Raw genomic sequence first — 23,333 nt, 5'->3', positions numbered from 1 at the left:
CTTTCTTTCTATGAACCTGTGCTATCGTGGCAAATTAGCATTGTCCAACTCGTGACAATGCCAAGCGCTGCACCCTTGCAGCAGGAGAGAGAAAGAAAATGGCGAAAGCGAAATGGCCAGTCTATGGCGAAATTACCGGCCCTCTTATCATGATCGGCTTTGGCTCGATCGGGCGCGGTACCCTGCCGCTGATTGAACGCCACTTCAAATTCGACAAATCCCGTATGGTCGTTATCGACCCATCCGAGAAAAACCGTAAAATTCTCGACGAGAAGAAGATCCGCTTCATCAACGAAGCGATCACACCTGAAAATTACAAGGACGTCCTCGACCCGCTTTTGAAGGACGGAGGTGGTCAGCCATTCATCGTCAATCTGTCGATTGATACTGGCTCGCTTGATTTGCTGCGCTTTAGCCGCGAACAGGGTGCGCTTTACATTGATACGGTCGTCGAACCTTGGCTGGGCTTTTATTTCGACGCAGAGGCCGACAATGCCTCGCGCACGAACTATGCATTGCGCGAAACCGTCCGTGCCGAAAAGCGTAAACATCCGGGCGGCCCGACAGCCGTTTCCTGCTGTGGCGCAAATCCCGGCATGGTGTCCTGGTTTGTAAAGAAAGCGCTGATCGATCTCGCAACCGAACTCAAGCTCGACTTTGAAGAACCGGCAACTGATGACCGTCAGGGCTGGGCGAAGCTAATGAAAAAGGCTGGTGTGAAGGGCATTCACATTGCCGAACGCGATACTCAGCGCGCTAAAGAACCAAAGCCGTTCGATACATTTTGGAACACCTGGTCCGTCGAAGGCTTCATAGCGGAAGGGTTGCAGCCTGCCGAACTTGGCTGGGGCAGCCATGAAAACTGGAAGCCGAAGAATGCCCGCAAGCAGAAGAAGGGCAACAAGGCAGCTATCTTCCTTGAGCAACCGGGCGGCAGCACTCGCATTCGCACATGGTGCCCAACCCATGGTGCGCAATTTGGTTTGCTCGTAACGCACAATGAAGCAATTTCAATTGCGGATTTTTTCACTGTTCGCAACAAAAAGGGCAAGCTCGAATACCGCCCAACCTGCAATTATGCTTATCATCCTTGCAACGACGCCATCCTGTCGCTGGATGAAATGTTCGGCGCTAACGGCAAAGCACAACCAGCACAGCATGTGTTGGATGAATCTGAAATTCTCGACGGCTCGGATGAGCTTGGCGTGCTGCTCTATGGTCACGACAAGAACGCCTATTGGTTTGGCTCGCAGCTTAGCGTCGAAGAAGCGCGCAAACTTGCCCCCTACCAGAATGCAACAGGGCTGCAGGTATCATCCTCGGTTCTAGCCGGCATGGTCTGGGCACTGGAAAATCCTGAGAGCGGTATCGTTGAAACCGACGAAATCGATTACCGTCGCTGCCTCGAAGTTCAGTTGCCATATCTTGGTCCGGTCAAGGGCTATTATACGGATTGGACGCCGCTTGAAGGTCGCGGCAAACTGTTTGAAGAAGATATCGACACAAAGGACCCCTGGCAGTTCCGAAACATTCTGGTACGCTGATTAAGATAGATTGCCCGACGTAAAACATGTCTCTCAAAAGTAGAAACCGATTTTGGGAGACATGCTTAAAAACCAAGAATAAAGCGTGTCAGATAAAAACACGACACGCTTTATGTCGGGCAGTATCGAATGCGGCAGTTTCGCAACATTCCTGGTATCCTCTTCAAAGGGGCTTGTATTCGTATAAATTTCCATACATCACACGATAAACACTCTAACGGAGAAGATGGACATGAAACGCTTCCGCATCATTGGCTCTACGGCAATCGTATCGCTCGCGCTTGCAGGATGTGTTGCGACCGGCCCTGGCGGTGGTGGCAATGTCCCTGTCGTTAATCGTGCGCCAGCTGGCATCGATGGCAAATGGGCTGATCCGAACGGTATCGTTTCCTCCTTCAACGGCGGCATTTTCGAAACCCGTTCAACCGACACCAACGAAAAGTTGGCAGAGGGTAACTATCGCTACCAGTCGCCTCAGCTGGTTGAGATCGATATGCGTTCGATCGTGCGCGGCACCTCTTCGCGGGTGAACTGTGCACTCGTTTCGCAGAACCAGCTCAACTGCACTTCATCGGCAGGCTCGCGTTTCTCGCTGAGCCGCCGCGCTTAAGACGCACCGGAGTAACAACAATAACGGCATGCGCCTTTAGCGTGTGCCGTTTTTTTATGGGTTGTTTTATCGATTACCCGACAATTCAGCTGCCGTGGCTATTGTTAGGATTGTAATTTGCCTGTTTTTGTCTAGTTTTCCGGCAAAGCAGGAGTCGGAATATGAGTGAGACAGATAAAGTGACCGCCAATCTGAGCACCAGCGGTACGAAACAACCTAAAGTGGGCGTTCTGCTTGTCAATCTTGGCACGCCCGATGGCACGAGCTACGCCCCGATGCGGCGTTATTTGGCCGAATTCCTTTCCGACCGTCGCGTCATCGAATGGCCGCGCCTTTTCTGGTATCCGATTCTTTACGGCATCGTTCTCAATACCCGCCCGAAGCGCTCCGGCGCGCTCTATGATCGTATCTGGAACCGCGAGAAGAATGAATCGCCCTTGCGTACCTATACGCGTGCGCAAGGCGAAAAACTCGCTGTTGCGCTCAAAGACCATCCAAATGTCATTGTTGAATGGGCCATGCGCTATGGTCAGCCTTCGATTGAAGAAGTAACGGATCGTCTGTTGAAGCAGGGCTGCGAACGCATCGTGATGTTCCCGCTCTATCCGCAATATTCGGCGACAACAACCGCCACTGTGAATGACAAGTTCTTTGAAGTGCTGATGAAAAAGCGCTTCATGCCAGCCGTTCGCACCATCCCTTCGTATGAAGTGGAGCCCGTCTATATCGAGGCGCTCGCACAATCGATTGAGAAGCATCTGGCAACGCTCGATTTCAAACCGGAAGTGATCCTCGCATCTTATCACGGCATTCCGAAAAGCTATTCTGACAAGGGCGATCCATATCGCGCACAATGCCTTGAAACATCACGGCTTTTGCGCGCGCGCCTTGGCATGGATGACAAGCAGTTCCGATCGACCTTCCAGTCCCGTTTCGGGCCCGAAGAATGGCTCCAGCCCTATACCGATGAGACGCTGGAAGAATTGGCCAAGCAGGGCGTCAAATCAGTTGCCGTACTCAATCCTGGCTTTGTGGTAGATTGTCTGGAAACCGTCGATGAAATCGGCCACGAAGCTGCCGAAGCGTTCCATGAGGCAGGCGGCGAAAATTTCAGCCACATTCCATGCCTTAACGATAGCGTTGAGGGTATGAAAGTTATCGAAACGCTCGTACGACGCGAATTGCAGGGCTGGGTTTGATTTAAGGCAATAGGGCAATAGGTGAATAAGGCAGCATGTTCGCTTATGCCTTTACTGAGGGGACTACATAATGACTGGTTTTGATATCACGCTATTGATTTTGGCCGCACTTGTTCTCGCAACGCTTTTTGCCGGGATCAAGACTGTGCCGCAGGGTTACAATTACACGGTGGAACGCTTTGGCCGTTATACGCGCACGCTTATGCCGGGCCTTAACCTGATCGTTCCGTTTTTCGACCGGATCGGTGCCCGTCTTAACATGATGGAGCAGGTGCTTGATGTGCAGACACAGGAAGTCATCACGCGCGACAACGCCATTGTCGGTGTTGATGGCGTGGCCTTTTATCAGGTGCTCAATGCGGCTCAAGCCGCCTATCAGGTATCAGATCTGCAGTATGCAATTCTCAACCTCACCATGACCAATATTCGTAGTGTTATGGGTTCTATGGATTTGGACGAACTGCTTTCTAACCGTGATGCAATCAATGATCGCTTGCTGCGTGTTGTCGATGACGCAGCGCACCCATGGGGTCTGAAAATGACCCGCGTCGAAATCAAAGACATCAATCCACCTGCCGATATTATCAGTTCGATGGGCCGCCAGATGAAGGCCGAACGTGACAAGCGTGCACAGGTTCTTGAAGCAGAAGGCGACCGCAATGCGCAGATTTTGCGCGCTGAAGGTCAGAAACAGTCGCAGATTTTGGAAGCAGAAGGCAAGCTTGAGGCCGCAAAGCGCGAAGCTGAAGCTCGTGAACGTCTGGCCGAGGCGGAAGCCAAGGCGACCACAATGGTTTCCGAAGCGGTTGCAAATGGCAATGTTCAGGCGCTCAATTACTTTGTGGCACAGAAATACACAGAGGCACTTAGCAATATCGCGAGCGCCAAGAACCAGAAAGTCATTCTGATGCCGCTTGAGGCGAGTGCACTTATTGGCTCTCTGGGCGGTATCGGAGCAATCGCCAAGGAGGTCTTTGGCCCCAGCAACAATCCGGTTGATCCAACGCCTGCTGCATCTGCTCCGCGCTCGCGCAGCGTTCCAACCACCAATCGCAGTTAGTCAGGCAGGGCGTCATGATTATTCATTTCCTGTCACAGCTTGGGCTTTGGGGCTGGTTCGTTTTAGGACTTGTCCTGCTCATTCTGGAAATTATGGCGCCCGGCTTTTTCTTCATCTGGTTCGGCCTTGCCGCCCTTGTCACAGGTGGGCTCGCCTTCCTGCTCGGCTCAATAATCGGCTTTGGCTGGCAAGTGCAGACTGTGCTGTTTCTCATTCTCGCCATTTCGTTCGTGCTGGCAGGCCGACGCTTTTTCGGCTTCAATGATCAGCAGGAAGAGCCGCTGCTCAACCGTCGTGGCGACCAGCTTGTCGGTCAGCGTGCGACTTTGAATGAACCTATCGTCAATGGACGCGGGCGTATCCATATCAACGACACGACATGGCGCGTCAGAGGCCCTGACCTCCCCGCAGGCACAGAAGTGCGGGTCGTGTCATTTGATCCAATTACTCTCGAAGTTGAAGTGGCGATTTAAGGCAGTAAGGATAAGAATCCAGCCTGTGGTTTAATGCACGGGATGTGATCGCATCCACAGTAAAACATACTGGCCTCTTCCCTTACTGCCCTATTCCCCCAACCTTCAAGCCACCCCAATGCGCAGCAGATCATGGAAGTGCACGAGGCCAATCGGTCGATTGTCTTCAACCACAATCAGTGCACCAATATGGTGCTCGTTGAGTATGCTTAAGGCAGCGCTAGCAAGCAGATTCTGATCTACCGTTCGGGGCTTGCGTGTCATGATATCATTGACAGAAAGTTCCGAGAGATTGCGGCTCAGATTGCGCGAAATATCACCATCGGTGACAATTCCAGCCAACGTACCGTCGTCGTTGACGACAATCACGCAGCCAAAGCTCTTTTGAGCCTGAACCTTCATGGCATCTGGCATCAATGTGCCCACTGTGACCAGCGGCAGACGTTCGCCCTTATGCATGATCTCGCGAACATGGGTAAGACTCGCACCAAGCGAACCGCCCGGATGGAAAGTCTTGAAATCTGTCGGGCTGAAACCGCGTGCTTCAAGAAGTGCTATGGCCAATGCATCACCAATGGCAAGCTGCATCATTGTCGATGTCGTCGGAGCCAAACCATGCGGACAGGCTTCCTGTGCCTTTGGTAAAATCAAAGCAACATTTGCAGCTCTTCCAAGCGCCGATTCTTCGCCCGCCGTAATGGCGATCAGCGGAATGCGGAAGCGTTGCGAATAATTGACAATGCCTTTGAGTTCAGCCGTTTCGCCCGACCATGAAAGGGCGAGGATCACATCATCACGGCCAACCATCCCAAGATCACCGTGGTTGGCTTCTGCCGAATGCACAAAGAAGGCCGATGTCCCGGTGGAGGCAAACGTGGCAGCAAGCTTGGTGCCGATATGGCCGCTTTTGCCAACGCCAGTAACAACCAGACGGCCCTTTGAGGCAACAATCGTCCTGACTGCTTCCGCGAACGGGGCAGAGAGGCCATTGTTCAGCGCTTCTTCGAGCGCCACAAGGCCTGCATTTTCGGTCCGGATCGTACGCAGAGCCGAGGCAATCAAATCCTCCGCAGGCGCGGCTTCTTGTGTCGTGTCGAGCTTTGTCATGACGCAAACGGTTAGCGCCTTCATTGCTGCTTGTCCAAGCTTTTGTTGCCGCACATTACCAACACTCAAGAGGCAATTATCAATAAAGAATTAACCATGTCCGTTTACCGTTCACTTACCACGTTGCAACGGTTTGAAGACAATATGCTTTTTGCCAATTCCCCATCCGGCGGATCATCGCCTTTTGCCCGCAGGTTGCGATGCCTGCTGCTGGCTGGGTGTGCTTTGGCAATCAGCAATTCGACGGCCTTTTCTCAGGATACCCAACTGCGTGGCAGCATGGACGAAGACAACCTCTCCGTTTCTTCACCCGACCAGACCGCAAATCACGATATTGACCCAGTCGACCCGAACGCGCCCGCATCAGCTGATTTCGCGGATAGTTCCTATACGCCACCTGCCGACAGCACTGCCCAGCCACAGTCCACCGAACCAGCACAGGCAGCACCAGTTGAAGACGAGGAAACTCAGCCCTTCCTTTCGACGGACAATATGCGCGTCGGTGCTGTTACAACGGAAGAACAGAATGACACCGGTCGCGCACGCCGCGAAAACCTGCCCGCCATTCCAGAGCAAGGTCGCCGTGCAACACCTGAAGCTGATCCCTTTGCACCCTTAGGTGTTCGAGTAGGCACATTCGTGCTGCGCCCGACAATTGAACAGGGCATTCGCGCCACAACAAATGGCGATAACAGCTCAACTGGTTCGAGCGCCATCCTCTCAGAAACAACGTTGCGCCTCAATGCAGAATCCGATTGGGGGCGTCATCAGGCAACGCTGAATGCTTCGGGTACTTTGAGCAAGTCGATCTCTGGTCAGGACGTGTCCGAGCCCCGCGTCGATGTTCAGGGCAATCTTCGCTTTGATCTTAGTGACCAGACAACAGTCAATGCGGGCGCAGGCTACAAACTGCGCCGCGAAAGTGCATCAAGCCCGAACGGTGTAACCGATGCTCTCAAACGTCCGCTTGTTCACACCATCAATGGTAGCATTGGTATCGAACGCGACACCGGCTTGCTTTTTGGTCGCGCAACGGGACGCGTCGAGCATGAAATGTATGGCGATGCAGAACTATCTTCGGGTGGCACCGTCAATCAGAAAGATCGCGACAACACCTATGCCAGCATAACGCTGCGCGGTGGCTTTGCCATTTCCCCCGCACTCAAGCCCTTTGCCGAAGTTGAGCTGGGCAAGCGCATGTTCGATGAACGCCAGGACAGCAACGGCTATGAACGCAGTGGCTCACAATATGCGGTGCGCGGCGGATTGATGTTCGACCGGGGTGAAAAGTTCAACGGTGAATTTTCCGCTGGCTTCATGCGCGCCAATAGCGATGATTCCCGACTGAGCGATGTCAGTGGCCCATCGCTTGCAGCTTCGATCAACTGGTCGCCTTTACGCGGAACTGATGTGCAGCTTTATGCGCAAACCACGGTCGATACCTCTACGACACCTGGCGTTTCCGGTGCGCTTCTGCACTTTGCGAGCCTCGAAGTCACGCGGAAGGTGCGTTCAGACCTGAGCTTCAACGGTAAGCTCGATCTTAATGTCCGCGACAACAAGGATGGCACCGGTACCGACTATACAATCGGCGCTCAAGTCGGCGCGACTTACTGGATCAATCGTTTTGTCGGCTTTGATGCGCGACTGCGTCATGAGTTCCAGACCAGCCAGGTCTCGTATCGTGAATATCATGCCAACAGCATTTATCTCGGCATGAAAGTGCAGCGCTAAACCCGAACAAGAAAAAGGACGGCTTTCGCCGTCCTTACTGTATTTAGTCCCACTGAGGGGCGAGCCCGTCCGGGCTGACAATGCGTCCATCGGGCTTGGCAAGCGCGTGGATCGCCTGCATTTCCGGCTCAGTTAATGCAAAGTCGAAAATGGCTAGATTTTCCCGAATTCGTGCCTCGCTAACCGTCTTGGACAGCGATATCACATTATCCTGCTGGACCAGCCAGCGAAGAACCACCTGCGCGACCGATTTTCCGTGCGCTGCAGCGATGTCCTTGAGGACTGCATCGCTAAACACTTTGCCGTCGGCCATCGCATAATAGCCGGTGATCGACATTCCGGCAGCATGAGCCGCTTCAATCACGGCACGCTGGCTCAAATACGGGTGATATTCGATCTGGTTCGTCACCAGCGGCAGATCGGACAGCGCCTTTGCTTCTGCCATCAGTACAGTGTTGAAGTTCGACACCCCGATGTGACGGACCTTGCCAGCCTTTGCGACTTCGTTGAGCGCACCGATCTGCTCGGCGAGCGACACAGCCTTATTAGGCCAATGCAGAAGCAGCAGATCAACATAATCGGTCTTGAGCTTGGCAAGGCTTTCATCAACAGACGCGATGAAAGCATCGTGCTTGTAATTATCGACCCAGACTTTTGTGGTCAGGAAAATTTCACCGCGCTGGATGCCGGACGTCGCAATTGCTTCACCGACTTCGGCTTCATTGCCATAAATCTGCGCGGTATCGACATGCCGGAAGCCAGCCTTGAGCGCGTCTGGGACGATGCGAAGTACATCCTCGCCAGGCATACGGAAAGTGCCTAGGCCGAGGGCGGGGATGGTGGCACCATTTGTTGTTACGTTATGCATTTATTTGTTTTTCCTTTGATTTTTATGCGGTCGCAATACGGGGTTCGCAACGGCGATCAAGCACGCCGCTTAGGATGGTAAGAACCAAAGCACCGCCAACCAGAATTGCACCAACCCATGGGGTGGCTATGAGGCCAAGCTGGCTTTCCACCACGAGACCTCCGAGCCAGGCGCCAAGCGCGATGCCCAGATTGAAGGCAGCAATATTAAGTGCAGAAGCGACGTCGACAGCACCGGGACGGTGTTCCTTGGCGAGCTGCACGACATAGAGCTGCAGGCCAGGAACATTCGCGAATTGCAGGAAGCCGAGAGCGGCAAGTGTAATCAGCGTGAAGTGTGGCGAAACCGCGCTGAAACTGAACAGCACCAGCACAATCGCCTGCAACACAAACAGTACGGTCAGTGCACGAACCGGATTGTCATTTGAAATGCGGCCGCCGACGATGTTGCCGATAGCAATCGCAATGCCATAGAACATTAGAATGTAACTGACCGAGCCTTCCGAGAAGCCGGTAATGTCTTGCAGGATCGGCGTCAGGTAGGTGAATGTCACAAAAGTGCCGCCATAACCGAGCGCGGTCATGCCGTAGACGATCAGCAGGCGTCCTGAGCCAAGCACACGCAGCTGATCCAAGAGCGATGCGGGTTCAGCCTTTTGAAGGGTGCGCGGCAAAAGTGCCGCAATCCCGACAAGTGCGACGAGACCGATTGCCGAAACAGCCCAGAAGGTTGCACGCCAGCCGAAATTCTGGCCGATCCAGGTGCCAAGCGGCACACCGGTTACAATTGCAACCGTCAGACCCATGAACATCATGGCGATGGCAGAACCGCGTTTGTTTTCAGGCACGAGATCGGCGGCAATGGTTGCTCCGACGGAGAAGAAGACGCCATGAGCAAACGCCGAAAGCACGCGTCCAATCATGAGGATTTCATAGCTTGGTGCCGAGGCTGCAACCATGTTGCCCGCAATGAACAGCGCCATGAGGCCAAGCAACAGTGGCTTGCGTTCAAGACGACCAGTCAGAGCGGTCAGGATCGGAGCGCCGAAGGTAACGCCAAGCGCATAAACGCTGACGATCAATCCGGCGAGTGGAAGAGTGATATGTAAATCCGAAGCGACCGTCGGCAGAAGACCGACAATCACAAATTCGGTTGTCCCGATCGCATAGGCCGCGATCGTAAGCGCGATAAGAGCAACAGGCATGGGAGGAGTTCCTGAAATTGTTGTTGTCCTCATATCGCTCTCTGGATATCAAATGATAAGGCTGATAATATTGAATACAGCTGTTCATTAGATTCACAGGTGATCGTTTGGATAATCGCTTCGGTGAAATGGAGGTCTTCGCGCGTGCTGTAGCGACGGGTAGTTTTTCCGCTGCAGCCCGCCAGCTCAACATGACGCCATCCGCAGTAAGCCGTCTGGTCTCGCGGCTGGAAGATCGCTTGCAGGTGCGATTGCTGGTGCGCTCCACAAGAAGCCTGACCCCCACACCGGAAGGAGAGGTCTATCTGGCAGAAGCGCGCGGCCTGCTGGACAAACTCACGGAGATGGAAGCTCGGATTACCGATGGTGCGCAGGCGGCAGTGCGCGGTCCATTGCGGATAAGTTCAACAGTTGGTTTCGGGGCAACAGTGATCATGCCGCTGGTACCGGAGTTTCTGAAGCTTTATCCAGAGGTCGAACTCGACATAACGCTCAACGACAGCATTATCGATCTCTGGCAGGAGCGCACCGATCTGGCGATCCGCTCAGGTACATTGAAGGATTCGGCTTTGAAAGCCCGTCCCATCACACTGATGCGACGGCTAGTGGTGGCCTCCCCGGGCTATCTGGAAAAACACGGCACGCCTCAAAGGCCAGAAGACCTCAAAGCGCATAATTGCCTACGCTATAATTTCCAGCCAAGTGAATGGGAGTTTGCTGCTCCCCAAACCGGCCAGATCGTTCGACAGGTGGTTTCTGGAAATTTTCTCGGCAGCGACGGCACTATTCTTAGACGCATTTGCATCGAAGACGGTGGACTGATGAAAACCGGTGAACATACCGTCTCGGATGATCTTGCATCGGGGCAGCTGGTGGAGGTGCTTGCGGCATGGGCGCCCGCCGAGCCTGAGAAAATCCATGCGGTTTTTCCCGGACACCCTCACCTTGCCGCCCGCATCCGCGCCTTTATCGATTTCCTAGCGGCAAAACTTTGATTTCGGATCGCATCGGGCGAGCCATTCGCGAAAGAATACCATTGGCAGGATATTGATGCCCCACTGCTCGCGTCCCTTGCCGCTGCCATAAGCGCGAAACAGCGCAAGCGCTAGAATGGCAAACAACAGAAGATAGAATACACTGTGTGCGACACGCGCCAATTTACCCATGGGGCCTGCTGCATGCGCAGGACGTTGATTGCGATTGATAAAAGCCCAGACGGCCCGCACGACAATCAACACAATCGTCAGAAACCCGACAGTCCCACGCCCCGGACCCCATCAAGCACAGGCGATGGACCAATCAGTTTTCCACGACAGGATCATCACGAACTGCCAGAGCAGAATATAGGCCCTGATCCAATGCAGAGCACAGCTCACAAGTCCGTAGCGCTCTGATAAATCCATCCAGAGCGGCGTTTTCGTGCTCATCAGTCTATCCCTTTCGGCCTAATGCCCAGGCCAAATAGGGCGCACCGACCAAAGCTGCGAAAAGGCCAAGAGGCAATTCATAGGGGAAGGTCGCATTGCGCGAACCAAGATCGGCAATCACCATCAATAGCGCACCAAGTACCGCCGAGGCGATCACATGCGACCGGGCCTGATCAAAGCCCATACGACGTGTCATATGCGGCGCCATCAGACCTACAAAGCTCAAAGGGCCGACCAGTAATGATGCAGCCGCACTTGCAATACAGGCCAGCAAAATTGTGAGCATTCGCGCCCCGCGCACGGGTAAACCGAGCGAGATCGGAATGGTCTGTCCCAACGGCAGGATCGTCAGCCAACGGGAAGCAAGCAATGCCAGCCCAATCACACCAAACGTCAACACAACGAGAAAGATCGCATTTTGAGGCGTTGCCGTGGCCGATGAGCCGCTAAGCCATGAAAGGATTTGCCAAGAGCGCTGATCGCCGACGGAAAGGAAGATGCTCAGAATGGCTGAAGCGAGCGAACCAACCGAAATACCAGCGAGCAACAAGCGTGCGGAAGACAACCTTCTGCGGCTCGCAAAGCTCAAGACCACAAGCATGGCAATCAATGCGCCGATACCCGCGCAAAGCAGCAATTGCGCATTGTTCGGTGCTGCAAAAATTGTGAGCGCTATGGCAAAGCCAATGCCTGCACCACCACTGACGCCGATCACTTCAGGGCTTGCAAGCGAATTACCGGTCAGGCGCTGCAGAACTGCGCCTGCCATGGCGAGCAGGCTTCCGGCAGCGGCGGCGGCCAGAAGACGGGGCCAGCGTAAAGGTAAAATCTCACGGAAGTCTTCGCCCGTCAGAAGCAACCAGCCCTGCGGTGTCCGCGCCAGCGCGAGAGCAAGAAAGGCAGCAACCAGCAGTGCCGCGAGCAGCACAACAAGTTTCACATTGGATGCACGCTTGACGATTTGCGAAGGCGAAGACTGTTGCGGCGAGGCCGTCCGCACACGCGGAATAAGCCACAATAGCAAAGGCCCCCCGATGAGCGCGGTAACCGCCCCTGTCGGGAAAGTTTCGCCAAGATTAGCTCCGAAAAGCTGCACCGCTCCATCGCAAATCCAGAGGAGACACGCGCCTGCAAAGGGCGAGGCCAGTAGAATGGAACCTGGCTTCCTGACGCCGAAGCCACGCACAATTGCTGGCGCCGCAAGACCGATGAAACTGACAAGTCCAACATTGGCAGCAACACTCGCGCTAAGGATCACAGCAACCGCAACAACTGCCACGCGAAGCCATGCCAGCGGAACGCCCAGCGAGCGAGCGCTGCTATCGCCAAGGCCTGCGAGTGTCAGCGGACGGCTCAGCATGATTGCAGCAATGAGGCAGACAAAGAATTGCAGCGCAAGCGCAATGGTCGATGACCAATCCTGTTGGCTCAGCGAACCGCCATTCCATGTCACCAGCGACATGAGATACTGGCCCTGTGATAGCGTCATTGCAGCGGAGATTGCGCTGCACGTGACGCCGATCAGAAGGCCGGAAACGACCATCGTGACCGGCTCAAGCCGATTGCGCCAGCCTAGCAGAAAGACGATTGCAGTAGCCACGCCTGCACCGCAAAGCGCCACCACCCACCGAAACTGATCAAGAACGGTTGGGAAGAAAAGCGTTGCAGTAACGATCGCCAGTTGCGCACCCGACGACACACCCAGGGTCGAGGGGTCTGCAATTGGATTGTTCAAAAGCCGCTGTAACAAGGCACCAGCCAACCCCAGAGCTGCACCGGCAAAAATCGCCACCGATGCGCGTGGTAACAATGCGTAGGCCAGAATGACCTGCTCGGTGCTCATACTTTGCGGATCAAATGGAAGCGCAGGCCACTCGCCAAATGGAAGAAAGGCGTTGGCATTCCAGAGAAACAATCCAAGAGCAATAGCAACGCCGATTACGGCGCTCAAAATGAGTTTGCCCATGGTCACAGGGATGTCTCCCCACCTGCCCGCAAGGCTTCTTTCAGAAGCCGGGCAAACCGTAATCCCGCAGTTATGCCGCCATAGGGATTGACGTTATCAAGCATATAAACACGGCCTTCTCGGACCGGCTTAAGCGACTGCCATATCACGCTGTTGCGCAGGCTATTACGCGATTCAATCGGAATTTCGGAGATAATGACGATGCGAGCATCGGGTTTTGCAGCCAGATTTTCCAAAGGAACTGGTGCCGCAAACGTATAGCGCGAGCGATCGGTCCAGGCATTCGGCAGCCCGAGCCTTTCGAGGATATCACCGAACATACTGTCATTTCCAAAAGCGCGGAAATGACGCGCATCGCCTATATTGATGAGATAGGTCGGGCGTGAAGAGAACTGTTTTAGCACTTCATTTGTATCGAACAGGAAGTTGGCTTGATCATTCAGGACTTCGTCCGCTTTGGCATTCAGGTCCAGCTTGCGCCCTAGCTCCGATATAGCCTCGAGCGACTTTGCATAAGGCCTTTCACCGCGCACATAAAACGGCATGGACATGACCGGCGCTATCGATTTCAACGCATCCTCATGCCGCGTGTAAAAAGGGGAGCTCAGGATCAAATCTGGCTTGAGCAGATAGAGAAGCTCGAAATTGGGTGAGCCGCGCAGTCCGAGATCGACAACAGAACCGGGCACGGGCGGCTCAACTGCATCTTCGCGAAACCTAATAAGCTCGGTGGCTGCAGTTGGTGTAACGCCAAGCGCCATCAGGCATTCCAGCATGGCCCAATCAATAGCCGCAATGCGTGCATATGGGTTGGCCCGCGCCACATTTGGCAAAGCCAAAGCCGCCAGAAGGCCAAGAGCTTTCCGGCGGCTTAGTTTCAAATCAGAGAATATCGATCCGCGCTGCGGGTCTGTTACCATGTAAATGTCAGCTTGCTCATATAGGTTCTGCCGTCACCATAGTTACATCCGAATGAACTGCAACTTGCGACATACTTCTTGTCCGCAATATTCTTGATATTCAGCGACGCTTTGATGCCATCCTTCTGATAGTGGATCGCAGCATCAGTCAAAGTGAGCGCATCCAGATCATAGGTGTTTGCGGTATCTCCATAACGCTGGCCGATATAACGCACACCGCCACCAACACCAAAACCTTCAAGCGCTGAACCTTCCTGGAAGGCATAATCCAGCCAGACGCTTGCCGCATGTTCCGGCACGTTTGCGGGGCGATTTCCGTCATCCTTGACGCCAACAATTTCCGCTTTCATGTACGTATAAGCTGTGCGCAGGTCGAGGCCCTGGGCTAGACTGGCCACACCTTCAAGTTCCAGCCCCTTAACCTGTACTTCACCGATCTGTTCGGTCGTGGTTGTACCGTTGGGCAGAGCGACGGTATTTGGAACATTTTGCTGACGCAGGTCATAAACGGCCGCTGAAAAATAACCATCCCAGTCATTTGGCTGGTACTTTACGCCCGCTTCCCATTGCTTCCCGGTGGTCGGCTGCAGCACGCCAGCAGTCGCCGACACAGCAACAGGTTCGAACGAGGTTGCGTAGCTGACATAGGGCGCAATGCCATTGTCAAACACATAACCGAGGCCTGCGCGACCGCTCAGCTTCTGATCATCCTGATCGAGTGGTCGCGATATATTGGTGTTGCGGTTGGCCGAGGTCCCGCGTGTCGATGCCCAATCCTGACGCAACCCAACAGTCGCGCGCCAGTTTTCATAGACAAGTTCGTCCTGTGCATAGATGCCGACTTGCGTCATACGAGAATCGACAAGCGTATTCACGGTTGGCTTTGCCGTCAGATACTTGATCGGGCCGCCATAAACAGGGTTGAAGGCGTCGAGTGGCGTCGCGCTCCAGAACTGGGTGCCGGCATTGTTGTCAAAGTAGCGGTAGTCGACGCCAACAAGGAATTTGTGTTCCACCGGACCTGTATCGAACTCGGCGACAAGATTGTTATCGATGTTGAACGTGTTCAAACGCTCGTTCTGAACTGTTGCAGTCCTGTTGATGGTACGACCGTCCTTGGCAAGCCCAGTCGACGCCATACCAAGCGCAGTATAATCCCAGCGCTGATTGGTGTAGCGCGTGTTCTGTCGGAAGGTCCACGTTTCATTGAGACGATGCTCGAGCTCATAACCGAGATTGACGACGTTACGGCTTGAATCATCATAGCTCGGATCGCCAACAGAGAAGTCTCGCGGCAGACTGTAGCTGGTTGCGTTCAGCGTAAGCTGTGGCGGCAGCCCCGATGGTGAGCTTGGGTTGTCATGCTGAAAGCTGGTGAGGATCGTGAGCTTGGTGTCTTCATCGGGCTTCCACGTGAATGCAGGCGCGATAAAATAACGATCATTGTCGAGGTCGTCCGTCTGCGTGCCAGCTTTGCGCACCATGCCTGTGAAGCGATAGGCGAACTGGTCACTTTCCATAACCGGGCCACCCACATCGAAGAAAGTGCCGTAGGTGTTATAGCTGCCAGCCTGCACACCGATCTCGCCGAATTTCTCAAAGGTCGGGCGCTTGCTGATCATATTGATGAGACCGCCGGGATTGCCCTGACCGAACATTACCGAAGCCGGGCCACGCACAACTTCGATGCGCTCAAGCATATAAGGATCAATCGCTGAAGCACCCGCCGTGCGCATCAGGCGGAGACCATTGAGAAACTGCACCTGACGACCATCGAAACCACGGATCAGCGGCGAGTCAAACCGCGGATCAGAACCATAGGGCTCTGAAACCACGCCCGGGGTGTAGCCAAGTGCCTGTCCGAGGGTCTGTGCGTCCTGCGCCTTCAGCTGATCCGCCGTAATAACCGAAATCGACTGCGGGGTCTCGACCAACGAAGTGCCGGTCTTGGTCGCGCTGATGCTGGTTTTGGCGACATAACCTTTGACGGCAGCTGTGGGATCTTCCGAACCGCTGTTCACGACAATCGGCGCCAGCACGGTGGAGCTCGTGGTATCCTGCGCGTGTGCTGCAACAATGGTGGCAACCGTCGCGCCGCAAAGCATGACAACCGATAATGCGTGGCGGTTTCGGGCCAGAATTTTCACTTTGATCCCCTCAAAATTTAAACTGGACCCTAATAATCATCTTTTCTCAGTCTATCCAATAATTCAAGAGCGCATTTTTCATAAGTATGAATTATAATAATCAAAGCCGCCATTGTTTTGAATTATTCAAAGAACCAGCCATGCCCGATCCACGCAGCAAGCTTCTACCGCCAAAATCCTTTGAACTGCGTCATTTGCGCTATTTCTGTGCGCTTGTTGAGGAGAAAAACTTCGAACGCGCGGCTACAAAACTCGGCATCGCACAGCCGGGCTTGAGCCAGCAAATCATGGCCCTGGAGACAATTTTGGGGGCTCAGCTTCTGGATCGTTCTCGCCGCGCCGTTCAACTCACACAATCGGGCGAAGTGCTTTACCGTGAGGCCCTCAAAATCCTCATGCAAGTGGATGCGACGATGACCGCGGTCAATCGAGCCGGACGGGGTGAAATCGGCCAGATTTCCATCGGCTATGTGGCTTCTGCTGCGTATTCCGGCGTGGTGTTCGAGACCATTCGCAAATTCAAGGAGGATTATCCCGGCGTTTCTGTCAATCTGGTCGAGATGGAGCTGCGGATGCAACTAACGCGCATTTCCGAGGGCCTTCTAGACATGGGCTTTGTTCGCTGGCCCGCGCTTCTTCTGCCGGGTCTGACCAGCCTTGTGGTGCGTCAGGAGCCGCTGGTTGCGGTACTCAGCGAAACGCATCAGCTTGCGCACCAATCCACCATCGAACTGCCATCTTTAAAAGACGAGATTTTCATCACCCCGCGCCAGCCTGCTGATATAGGCTTTCATGGCACGACAATCGAAGCCTGCCATAGTGCCGGTTTTGAGCCCAATATCAGTGCGCAGGCACTCGATTTTACCGAAATTGCAAGCCGCGCTTCCATTGGGATGGGAGTTGCCTTGGCACCAAAATCGCTCAGTGCAGTAGGATTGCCCGGCATCCGATATATTGATGTGACAGGCATTCCAACCACATCTGATGTGGCGCTTGCTTTCCGCAAAAGTGAAGCATCGCAAGCCGTTAAAAGTTTCATCGCCATGTGTCGACGCATGGCATTCTAAAGATTACCGTTTTCTATGATGAAATCCACGACCTCCTGCACGCCTTTGCCGCGATGAAGGTCCGTAAATCCGTAAGGACGTTTGCCGCGCATCCGCGCTGCGTCCCCCTCCATGACATCAAGGTCCACATGGACATAAGGTGCGAGATCGCTCTTGTTGATGACGAGAAAGTCAGACCGCGTAATGCCGGGTCCGCCTTTGCGAGGTATTTCCTCACCCTGACAGACTGAAATCACATAAAGCGTCAGATCAGCCAGATCGGGCGAGAATGTTGCTGCAAGGTTGTCGCCACCGGATTCGATGAAAACGATATCAAGGTCGGGAAACCGCTTGTTCATCTCAGCAATCGCCTGAAGATTGATCGAGGCATCTTCGCGGATTGCCGTATGCGGACAACCACCGGTTTCCACACCCATGATGCGGTCTTCCGACAAGGCCTGATGCTTGGCAAGAATGAGCGCATCCTCACGCGTATAAATATCGTTCGTGATGACGGCGATCGAATATTTATCGCGCAGCGCCTTGCAGAGTTTTTCCGTCAACGTCGTCTTGCCTGAGCCGACAGGGCCGCCAATACCAACGCGCAAAGGTCCGTTTTTCTGTGTCATGAGCGGAAAAGCCTCGAATACTGTGTTTCATGTTTCATGGCCGTGACATCGGCAAGGAAAGTCGCCGAACCGAGGTCATCAAGTGTGGACTGGGCCGCGCGCGCAGCCGTTGTTATGAGAATTGGTTCCAATGCGGCCATCAAGGTGGTTACGCCCTTCTGCCCGGTGACAGACAGTCGAATGGATGCCTGCAAAAGATTGATGCAGTAAGCCTGAAGATAGGCGCTCAAGGCTGACGCCAAGGGAATGCCATGCGCACCGGAAACAGCGCCCACTGCCACCGGGTAAGCACAATCAGACGGTAAACGCTCGAAAATCGCATGATCCCACCTTTTTGCCGCCACCAGAAATGCTGCACCTTGCAGCATGGTTTCCATATGCCGTTCGTGTGAACCAGCCAGCGCCTCGGTAAGTTCTGCCACTTCTTGAAGATCACCATCTGAAGCGGCCTCTCGCCAGCTTTCGGCAAATAACACCGCGTCATTCCAGCCGGGGCCATAGGTGACGAGCGATTGCAACCATGCCTGCAGGCTTTGAACATCCGTGACCAGATCATCATGAACCGCACGTTCCAGCCCATTGCTATAGCTGAACGAGCCGACCGGAAAAACCGGCGATAGCCAGGCCATCAGACGCAGCAATGCTATGTTATGATCAGTCGTGATCGTGGTGGTGATGGTCATGATGATGATCGTGGTGTTCATGATCATGCGACGAATGCCCGCTGGAATAGGCACCCCGCAATGGGCTGAAGATATCGTTCGTATCTTTGACTTTGGCACCAAGGCCTTCGAGCATCGCCTTGATTACATGGTCGCGCAGAATGAAGATGCGATCAGGTTCAATCTGTGCCGCCAAGTGCCGATTTCCAATGTGCCATGCAAGTTTAGCTATATGCAGCGCATCCCGTCCGCGAATTTCATAAAGCGCCTCGCGGGCCGCGCGAATTTCGATTTCGCGCCCATCTTCCAGCACCAATCGGTCGCCATGATCAAGAACCACGGATTGGGCGAAATCGACGAATATCTTCTCGCCATCCTCAAGCGCAATGGCTTTGCGGCGCAGATGACGCTCATCGCGTTCGAGAATTGCATGACCTGCCGGCACGACATCGATCACTTCATGCGCGCGGATTATCGATTTTACTTTTATCATTTCGAACCCTCGAAGCATTTGAGCCAAAACTGCGCAGCGGTTTTGCGTTGGATAATGCGTAAAAAATAATTAGAGCGGTTTCGACGATTCAGCCTTAACGGGAACCGCTCTAAAACAAGAAGTAGCGTTGCGCCATCGGAACGACATCTACCGGTTCGCAGGTTAAAAGCTCGCCATTTGCACGCACTTCATAGGTTTCTGGGTCGACTTCCATTTGTGGCATCGCATCGTTCAAAATCATTGAGTGTTTGCCAATGCCGTCACGCGTATTCTTCACCGCAACCATGTGCTTGTCGACACCGATCGTCTCACGCAGTCCCGCACTCATTGCAGCTTCTGAAACGAATGTAATCGAGCTATTGGTACGCGCCTTACCGAACGAGCCGAACATCGGCCGGTAATGCATGGGTTGTGGCGTGGGGATAGATGCATTCGGGTCGCCCATCGGTGCGGTCGCAATCCACCCACCAAGCAACACAAAATCCGGCTTTACGCCAAAGAATGCCGGGTTCCACAAGACGAGATCGGCGCGTTTGCCAACTTCCACCGATCCGATCTCACGCGACATGCCATGGGCGATTGCCGGATTGATCGTATATTTTGCCACATAACGGCGAGCACGATAATTATCATTACCCGGTGCGTCCTCGGAAAGGGAGCCACGCTGCCGTTTCATCTTGTCGGCAGTTTGCCAGCAACGGATAACCATTTCACCGACACGCCCCATCGCCTGACTGTCGGACGAGATGATCGAGAAAGCGCCCATGTCATGCAGAATATCTTCCGCGGCGATTGTTTCTTTACGGATACGACTTTCAGCAAAGGCGATGTCTTCAGGAATGGACGGCGACAAGTGGTGGCAGACCATAAGCATGTCGAGATGTTCAGCCACGGTGTTTACCGTATAAGGCCGCGTCGGATTGGTCGAAGCGGGCAACACGTTCGGATATTGGCAGACACGGATGATATCTGGTGCGTGCCCGCCACCTGCGCCTTCTGTGTGGAATGAGTGGATTGTACGCCCTTTGAACGCCGCAAGCGTGTCTTCGACAAAGCCCGATTCATTGAGCGTATCGGTGTGGATTGCCACCTGCACATCAAAACGATCTGCAACCGCAAGGCAATTGTCGATAGATGCCGGTGTGGTCCCCCAGTCCTCATGCAATTTCAATCCGCAAGCACCGGCAAGCACCATTTCTTCGAGAGCGCCCGGCAGCGAAGCATTGCCTTTGCCAAACACGCCGAAATTCATCGCCATACCATCAAAGGACTGGATGAGACGGGCAATGTTCCAGGGTCCGGGCGTGCAGGTGGTTGCAAGCGTGCCATGCGCAGGACCAGTGCCGCCGCCAACCATACAGGTGACGCCGGAAGTGAGTGCTTCTTCCACTTGCTGCGGTGAAATGAAGTGAATGTGCGAATCGATTGCGCCTGCTGTGAGAATACGGCCTTCGCCTGCGATAATCTCCGTACCCGGCCCGATGATAATCGTCACGCCCGGCTGGGTATCGGGATTGCCGGCTTTACCGATGCCCGCTATGCGCCCATTCAGCAACCCGACGTCGGCCTTGTAGATGCCAGTATAATCGAGGATCAGCGCATTGGTGATGACGGTATCCATCGCGCCTTGAGCGCGTGACAACTGGCTTTGCCCCATGCCGTCACGGATAACCTTACCGCCGCCGAATTTAACTTCCTCACCATAAACGGTCAGGTCCTTCTCAACTTCAATGAACAACTCCGTATCGGCAAGCCGAACCTTGTCGCCGGTCGTTGGCCCGAACATCTGCGCATAGGTTGCGCGACTAATTCTGGCTGGCATGAAATTCCCCTTTTCCGAGGTTAGAGCGGCTCCGGTTGCGACTGAATAGTTATAACCGCTCTAACCGTTTGTTTTTACGCTTTATCTTACGCAAAACTGCTTCGCACTTTTGGCTCAAATGCTTTAAAGCTTGCCCATGACAAGCTGACGGAAACCATAAATTTCGCGCTTCCCGCTGATGGTCACCAGCGTGACGTCACGCTCCTGCCCCGGCTCAAAACGAACAGCGGTTCCCGCTGCAATATCGAGCCTAAAACCCCGCGCTTGTTCGCGATCGAAAGACAGCGCCGCATTAACCTCATAGAAATGATAATGGCTACCAACCTGAATGGGGCGATCACCCGTATTGGCAACCTTGAGAGTGATCGTCGGCTGGCCCTGATTGAGCTCTATCTCGCCATCAACTGTAATGATTTCTCCGGGTATCATCGCTCGCCTCACCCAGCCATCAGCACGAGACCGCCAAGCGCTGTCGCACCACCTGCAACGCGCAATGCAAGGCGTCCGTTTTGTCCGTTCATCAAACGTCCCGCTGCAAGGCCTACGCCAATGCCTGCGGCATGAAGCAGGATCGTCGCGAGAGCAAATCCAGCCCCATAGGAGAGGAAAGCCGCTCCACCGATTTCACCACCATGCGCATGGCCGTGGAAGAATGCGAAGAAGCCAACAATCATGGCACCAGCAACAGCCGAAACCGGAAGTGCTAAAGCAACCAAAAGACCAATCACAACCACCGAAGCGAGAATAACCGGCTCAACGAACGGGACCGGAAGACCAGCGAGTGCCGCAACGAAACCGAGCAGCATCACGCCGACAAAAGCAGCAGGTACAGCGAACAGCGCGCGCGCGCCAAGCATCGCCGCCCAAAGGCCGACGGCCACCATTGCCAGAATATGATCAGCACCCGAAAAGGGATGCGTGAAGCCTGCAGCAATTGAGCCATGCTCAGCAGGGTTCAGATGCGCAAAAGCCGGATTTGCCGTGAGCGCCATTGCTGCTGCAAGAAGTATCGATTTCTTCATGTTCATTCCCTCTTTTATGCTCTTCTCGCTCTAGTATGGCGAACCCGAAATTCGGTTTCCAAGCCATACAAGTAGAATATTGAATCTCATGTGGTTTACGGATTTGAAGTTCCTAAACGTGGATGCAACACGAATGACAGGAGCTTCAAATCCACCACACTAGCGAATTGGTTCGTGCACGGTGACTAGCTTGGTGCCATCAGGAAAAGTCGCTTCGACCTGAACGTCGTGGATCATCTCGGGCACACCTTCCATCACCTGCTCACGCGCAATCACATGCGCTCCAGCTTCCATGAGATCGGAGACCGAGCGCCCATCTCTCGCACCCTCAACGACAAAATCACAGATGAGTGCAATTGCTTCGGGATGGTTGAGTTTTACACCTCGCTCCAGACGACGACGTGCGACCATGGCGGCCATCGCGATCAAAAGCTTGTCTTTTTCTCTCGGCGTCAAATTCATAACTTTGTTCCAAATCGTCTTTCATGAAAGGCGGCACAGCCACACCCAGCTTAAATTGACCAAACTTTAGGCAGCCCTGCCTTTCCATTAAGCAGCACCAACAACGGCACCAACCGTTTGCGCAGTTCATAGCTATCGCGCGCAATGATCCGAACAATCAGCTTGGATGCCTGATTTGCGTCCACGATGCTGCAACCGCCATTCTCACCTGCAATCATCCGCGCCTCATCAAGATGCCGACCCGCGCTGTCCGAAACCATCAAAACCGTGGCAATTGCCAACGCCTGATTTGCTACCGCGCGCGCCTGCAATTGCTCTGCAACGTCAGGCCCAAGGCGCAATTCTTCTGCATGAACCAATCGCCCTTCCTGCCGCACACGCCAGCGATCATGAAACAAGGCGCGCTCAACCGTTTCGCCCATGGCGAGACGTCCGAACACATTTGCTTCCACGACCAGAAGCTCAGCACTTTTCTCCATCTCGATATCAAGCCTGCGCGTGATTGCAGACTGGTTGAACAGAATGGTTTCCTGGGGGAGCCATGCAAGACGCGTGCCTTTTGCGAGTTTGAGACTTGTTGCAATGCGAGCCTCACCGCCGCCTGAACGATAGATCCGTTCGCAAGCTTGTGTGGTGACGACAGCAGATGCGTTTTCGCTCAGTTCCACATCCCATCTCAGGCGGTCTCCCCCGGTCAGCCCACCGGACGTATTGATGAGGATTGCCTCGAGCGGATCAGCCGCCGTTCGCGGCATGCGAATCTTGGCTGCCCCCTCCTGATAAAGCTTTGCAATCCGCGTACGGCCATCCTTGAACTGAAGCGACAATTGCCCCAGCCCATTAACGCGCTGCGTCGAAAGCGCTTTCAGATGATCATTAGCTATTGTCATTCACGTCCCGATGTTGCTCTCGCCTTGTCGTTTTAAGGAAGCGAATTT

Annotated in this window: 24 protein-coding genes; 8 read left to right on the top strand and 16 right to left on the bottom strand. The window is 54.0% G+C overall.

Going from position 1 to position 23,333, the window contains the following annotated elements; genetic code table 11:
* The first annotated feature begins 98 nt into the window (after positions 1–98).
* The 5 genes from CES85_RS08015 to CES85_RS07995 all read left to right on the top strand — a co-directional run bounded on the left by CES85_RS08015 (position 99) and on the right by CES85_RS07995 (position 4,886).
* On the top strand, positions 99–1,544 hold the full coding sequence (locus tag CES85_RS08015) for a homospermidine synthase (RefSeq protein ID WP_095445385.1): 1,446 nt from the start codon (positions 99–101) through the stop codon (positions 1,542–1,544).
* Positions 1,545–1,776: 232 nt separating this feature from the next.
* Complete coding sequence (gene omp10, locus CES85_RS08010; RefSeq protein WP_095445384.1) at positions 1,777–2,154, top strand: outer membrane lipoprotein Omp10; 378 nt, start codon at positions 1,777–1,779, stop codon at positions 2,152–2,154.
* Between the two features lie 161 nt (positions 2,155–2,315).
* Positions 2,316–3,353, top strand: a complete 1,038-nt coding sequence (gene hemH / locus CES85_RS08005) for a ferrochelatase (RefSeq protein WP_095445383.1) — start codon at positions 2,316–2,318, stop codon at positions 3,351–3,353.
* A 70-nt stretch (positions 3,354–3,423) separates the two neighbouring features.
* Positions 3,424–4,413 carry an SPFH domain-containing protein gene (locus CES85_RS08000; protein ID WP_095445382.1) on the top strand — a complete coding sequence of 330 codons (990 nt, stop codon included), beginning with the start codon at positions 3,424–3,426 and terminating at the stop codon, positions 4,411–4,413.
* Between the two features lie 14 nt (positions 4,414–4,427).
* Positions 4,428–4,886 (top strand): NfeD family protein, encoded by a 459-nt coding sequence (locus tag CES85_RS07995; RefSeq protein ID WP_095445381.1) that lies wholly within the window; start codon positions 4,428–4,430, stop codon positions 4,884–4,886.
* Positions 4,887–4,991: 105 nt separating this feature from the next.
* Here CES85_RS07995 and CES85_RS07990 read toward each other — a convergent pair whose 3' ends face one another.
* Entirely contained in the window at positions 4,992–5,993 is a 1,002-nt protein-coding gene (locus CES85_RS07990; protein WP_095445761.1) for a KpsF/GutQ family sugar-phosphate isomerase, read from the bottom strand.
* Between the two features lie 144 nt (positions 5,994–6,137).
* On the opposite strand from CES85_RS07990, the gene CES85_RS07985 reads away from it, so the two are divergent.
* Positions 6,138–7,727, top strand: coding sequence for an outer membrane beta-barrel protein (locus CES85_RS07985; RefSeq protein ID WP_095445380.1), 1,590 nt, complete (start codon positions 6,138–6,140; stop codon positions 7,725–7,727).
* 43 nt (positions 7,728–7,770) lie between these two features.
* Here the strand turns inward: CES85_RS07985 and CES85_RS07980 are convergent, their stop codons facing one another.
* Together CES85_RS07980 and CES85_RS07975 are read right to left on the bottom strand one after the other, a co-directional pair.
* The gene (locus CES85_RS07980) at positions 7,771–8,595 is read right to left on the bottom strand and encodes an aldo/keto reductase (protein ID WP_095445379.1); all 825 of its coding nucleotides are present in this window, start codon (positions 8,593–8,595) and stop codon (positions 7,771–7,773) included.
* A 22-nt stretch (positions 8,596–8,617) separates the two neighbouring features.
* Positions 8,618–9,799: an MFS transporter gene (locus CES85_RS07975; RefSeq protein ID WP_095445378.1), complete on the bottom strand. Its 1,182-nt coding sequence runs from the start codon at positions 9,797–9,799 to the stop codon at positions 8,618–8,620.
* A gap of 107 nt (positions 9,800–9,906) precedes the next feature.
* Between CES85_RS07975 and CES85_RS07970 the strand changes: the two genes are divergently transcribed.
* Positions 9,907–10,794, top strand: a complete 888-nt coding sequence (locus tag CES85_RS07970) for a LysR family transcriptional regulator (RefSeq protein WP_167388259.1) — start codon at positions 9,907–9,909, stop codon at positions 10,792–10,794.
* Here the strand turns inward: CES85_RS07970 and CES85_RS07965 are convergent.
* The 5 genes from CES85_RS07965 to CES85_RS07950 all read right to left on the bottom strand — a co-directional run bounded on the left by CES85_RS07965 (position 10,777) and on the right by CES85_RS07950 (position 16,217).
* Complete coding sequence (locus tag CES85_RS07965; RefSeq protein ID WP_157743435.1) at positions 10,777–10,965, bottom strand: hypothetical protein; 189 nt, start codon at positions 10,963–10,965, stop codon at positions 10,777–10,779. The two genes, CES85_RS07970 and CES85_RS07965, sit on opposite strands and share 18 nt — an antisense overlap.
* A gap of 111 nt (positions 10,966–11,076) precedes the next feature.
* Positions 11,077–11,226, bottom strand: a complete 150-nt coding sequence (locus CES85_RS27115; protein WP_157743434.1) for a hypothetical protein — start codon at positions 11,224–11,226, stop codon at positions 11,077–11,079.
* 4 nt (positions 11,227–11,230) lie between these two features.
* Complete coding sequence (gene fhuB, locus CES85_RS07960) at positions 11,231–13,198, bottom strand: Fe(3+)-hydroxamate ABC transporter permease FhuB (protein ID WP_095445375.1); 1,968 nt, start codon at positions 13,196–13,198, stop codon at positions 11,231–11,233.
* On the bottom strand, positions 13,195–14,112 hold the full coding sequence (locus CES85_RS07955; RefSeq protein ID WP_095445374.1) for an iron-siderophore ABC transporter substrate-binding protein: 918 nt from the start codon (positions 14,110–14,112) through the stop codon (positions 13,195–13,197). Before CES85_RS07955 ends, fhuB begins: the two co-directional genes overlap by 4 nt.
* Complete coding sequence (locus CES85_RS07950; RefSeq protein ID WP_244923252.1) at positions 14,106–16,217, bottom strand: TonB-dependent siderophore receptor; 2,112 nt, start codon at positions 16,215–16,217, stop codon at positions 14,106–14,108. The genes CES85_RS07955 and CES85_RS07950 overlap by 7 nt, the downstream gene beginning before the upstream one ends.
* A 182-nt stretch (positions 16,218–16,399) precedes the next feature.
* On the opposite strand from CES85_RS07950, the gene CES85_RS07945 reads away from it, so the two are divergent.
* The gene (locus tag CES85_RS07945; RefSeq protein ID WP_095445760.1) at positions 16,400–17,326 is read left to right on the top strand and encodes a LysR family transcriptional regulator; all 927 of its coding nucleotides are present in this window, start codon (positions 16,400–16,402) and stop codon (positions 17,324–17,326) included.
* Here CES85_RS07945 and ureG read toward each other — a convergent pair.
* The 8 genes from ureG to CES85_RS07905 form a co-directional block, all read right to left on the bottom strand.
* Positions 17,323–17,934, bottom strand: a complete 612-nt coding sequence (gene ureG, locus CES85_RS07940) for an urease accessory protein UreG (RefSeq protein WP_095445372.1) — start codon at positions 17,932–17,934, stop codon at positions 17,323–17,325. The genes CES85_RS07945 and ureG overlap by 4 nt on opposite strands.
* Positions 17,931–18,617 (bottom strand): urease accessory protein UreF, encoded by a 687-nt coding sequence (locus CES85_RS07935; RefSeq protein ID WP_095445371.1) that lies wholly within the window; start codon positions 18,615–18,617, stop codon positions 17,931–17,933. The genes ureG and CES85_RS07935 overlap by 4 nt, the downstream gene beginning before the upstream one ends.
* Positions 18,589–19,089, bottom strand: a complete 501-nt coding sequence (ureE, locus tag CES85_RS07930; RefSeq protein ID WP_095445759.1) for an urease accessory protein UreE — start codon at positions 19,087–19,089, stop codon at positions 18,589–18,591. Before ureE ends, CES85_RS07935 begins: the two co-directional genes overlap by 29 nt.
* Before the next feature lie 109 nt (positions 19,090–19,198).
* Complete coding sequence (gene ureC / locus CES85_RS07925; RefSeq protein WP_095445370.1) at positions 19,199–20,911, bottom strand: urease subunit alpha; 1,713 nt, start codon at positions 20,909–20,911, stop codon at positions 19,199–19,201.
* Positions 20,912–21,034: 123 nt separating this feature from the next.
* The gene (locus tag CES85_RS07920) at positions 21,035–21,340 is read right to left on the bottom strand and encodes an urease subunit beta (RefSeq protein WP_095445369.1); all 306 of its coding nucleotides are present in this window, start codon (positions 21,338–21,340) and stop codon (positions 21,035–21,037) included.
* Positions 21,341–21,348: 8 nt separating this feature from the next.
* On the bottom strand, positions 21,349–21,933 hold the full coding sequence (locus CES85_RS07915) for a HupE/UreJ family protein (RefSeq protein WP_095445368.1): 585 nt from the start codon (positions 21,931–21,933) through the stop codon (positions 21,349–21,351).
* A gap of 159 nt (positions 21,934–22,092) precedes the next feature.
* The gene (locus CES85_RS07910; protein ID WP_095445367.1) at positions 22,093–22,395 is read right to left on the bottom strand and encodes an urease subunit gamma; all 303 of its coding nucleotides are present in this window, start codon (positions 22,393–22,395) and stop codon (positions 22,093–22,095) included.
* A 50-nt stretch (positions 22,396–22,445) separates the two neighbouring features.
* Positions 22,446–23,285 carry an urease accessory protein UreD gene (locus CES85_RS07905; RefSeq protein ID WP_095445366.1) on the bottom strand — a complete coding sequence of 280 codons (840 nt, stop codon included), beginning with the start codon at positions 23,283–23,285 and terminating at the stop codon, positions 22,446–22,448.
* Positions 23,286–23,333: the final 48 nt, after the last annotated feature.

It is taken from the genome of Ochrobactrum quorumnocens (genome assembly GCF_002278035.1).
Lineage (GTDB): Bacteria > Pseudomonadota > Alphaproteobacteria > Rhizobiales > Rhizobiaceae > Brucella > Brucella quorumnocens.
The sequence above is the reverse complement of the archived record's forward strand: the minus strand, read 5'-3'. Positions and strand labels throughout refer to the sequence as shown.

Excerpts from the sequence above, each read along its gene's own strand:
- CES85_RS08015 (WP_095445385.1), top strand. The coding sequence starts at position 99 with ATGGCGAAAGCGAAATGGCCAGTCTATGGCGAAATTACCGGCCCTCTT.
- omp10 (WP_095445384.1), top strand. The coding sequence starts at position 1,777 with ATGAAACGCTTCCGCATCATTGGCTCTACGGCAATCGTATCGCTCGCG.
- hemH (WP_095445383.1), top strand. The coding sequence starts at position 2,316 with ATGAGTGAGACAGATAAAGTGACCGCCAATCTGAGCACCAGCGGTACG.
- CES85_RS08000 (WP_095445382.1), top strand. The coding sequence starts at position 3,424 with ATGACTGGTTTTGATATCACGCTATTGATTTTGGCCGCACTTGTTCTC.
- CES85_RS07995 (WP_095445381.1), top strand. The coding sequence starts at position 4,428 with ATGATTATTCATTTCCTGTCACAGCTTGGGCTTTGGGGCTGGTTCGTT.
- CES85_RS07990 (WP_095445761.1), bottom strand. The coding sequence starts at position 5,993 with ATGACAAAGCTCGACACGACACAAGAAGCCGCGCCTGCGGAGGATTTG.
- CES85_RS07985 (WP_095445380.1), top strand. The coding sequence starts at position 6,138 with ATGCTTTTTGCCAATTCCCCATCCGGCGGATCATCGCCTTTTGCCCGC.
- CES85_RS07980 (WP_095445379.1), bottom strand. The coding sequence starts at position 8,595 with ATGCATAACGTAACAACAAATGGTGCCACCATCCCCGCCCTCGGCCTA.
- CES85_RS07975 (WP_095445378.1), bottom strand. The coding sequence starts at position 9,799 with ATGCCTGTTGCTCTTATCGCGCTTACGATCGCGGCCTATGCGATCGGG.
- CES85_RS07965 (WP_157743435.1), bottom strand. The coding sequence starts at position 10,965 with ATGGGTAAATTGGCGCGTGTCGCACACAGTGTATTCTATCTTCTGTTG.
- CES85_RS27115 (WP_157743434.1), bottom strand. The coding sequence starts at position 11,226 with ATGAGCACGAAAACGCCGCTCTGGATGGATTTATCAGAGCGCTACGGA.
- CES85_RS07955 (WP_095445374.1), bottom strand. The coding sequence starts at position 14,112 with ATGGTAACAGACCCGCAGCGCGGATCGATATTCTCTGATTTGAAACTA.
- CES85_RS07950 (WP_244923252.1), bottom strand. The coding sequence starts at position 16,217 with ATGCTTTGCGGCGCGACGGTTGCCACCATTGTTGCAGCACACGCGCAG.
- CES85_RS07945 (WP_095445760.1), top strand. The coding sequence starts at position 16,400 with ATGCCCGATCCACGCAGCAAGCTTCTACCGCCAAAATCCTTTGAACTG.
- ureG (WP_095445372.1), bottom strand. The coding sequence starts at position 17,934 with ATGACACAGAAAAACGGACCTTTGCGCGTTGGTATTGGCGGCCCTGTC.
- CES85_RS07935 (WP_095445371.1), bottom strand. The coding sequence starts at position 18,617 with ATGACCATCACCACCACGATCACGACTGATCATAACATAGCATTGCTG.
- ureE (WP_095445759.1), bottom strand. The coding sequence starts at position 19,089 with ATGATAAAAGTAAAATCGATAATCCGCGCGCATGAAGTGATCGATGTC.
- ureC (WP_095445370.1), bottom strand. The coding sequence starts at position 20,911 with ATGCCAGCCAGAATTAGTCGCGCAACCTATGCGCAGATGTTCGGGCCA.
- CES85_RS07920 (WP_095445369.1), bottom strand. The coding sequence starts at position 21,340 with ATGATACCCGGAGAAATCATTACAGTTGATGGCGAGATAGAGCTCAAT.
- CES85_RS07915 (WP_095445368.1), bottom strand. The coding sequence starts at position 21,933 with ATGAAGAAATCGATACTTCTTGCAGCAGCAATGGCGCTCACGGCAAAT.
- CES85_RS07910 (WP_095445367.1), bottom strand. The coding sequence starts at position 22,395 with ATGAATTTGACGCCGAGAGAAAAAGACAAGCTTTTGATCGCGATGGCC.
- CES85_RS07905 (WP_095445366.1), bottom strand. The coding sequence starts at position 23,285 with ATGACAATAGCTAATGATCATCTGAAAGCGCTTTCGACGCAGCGCGTT.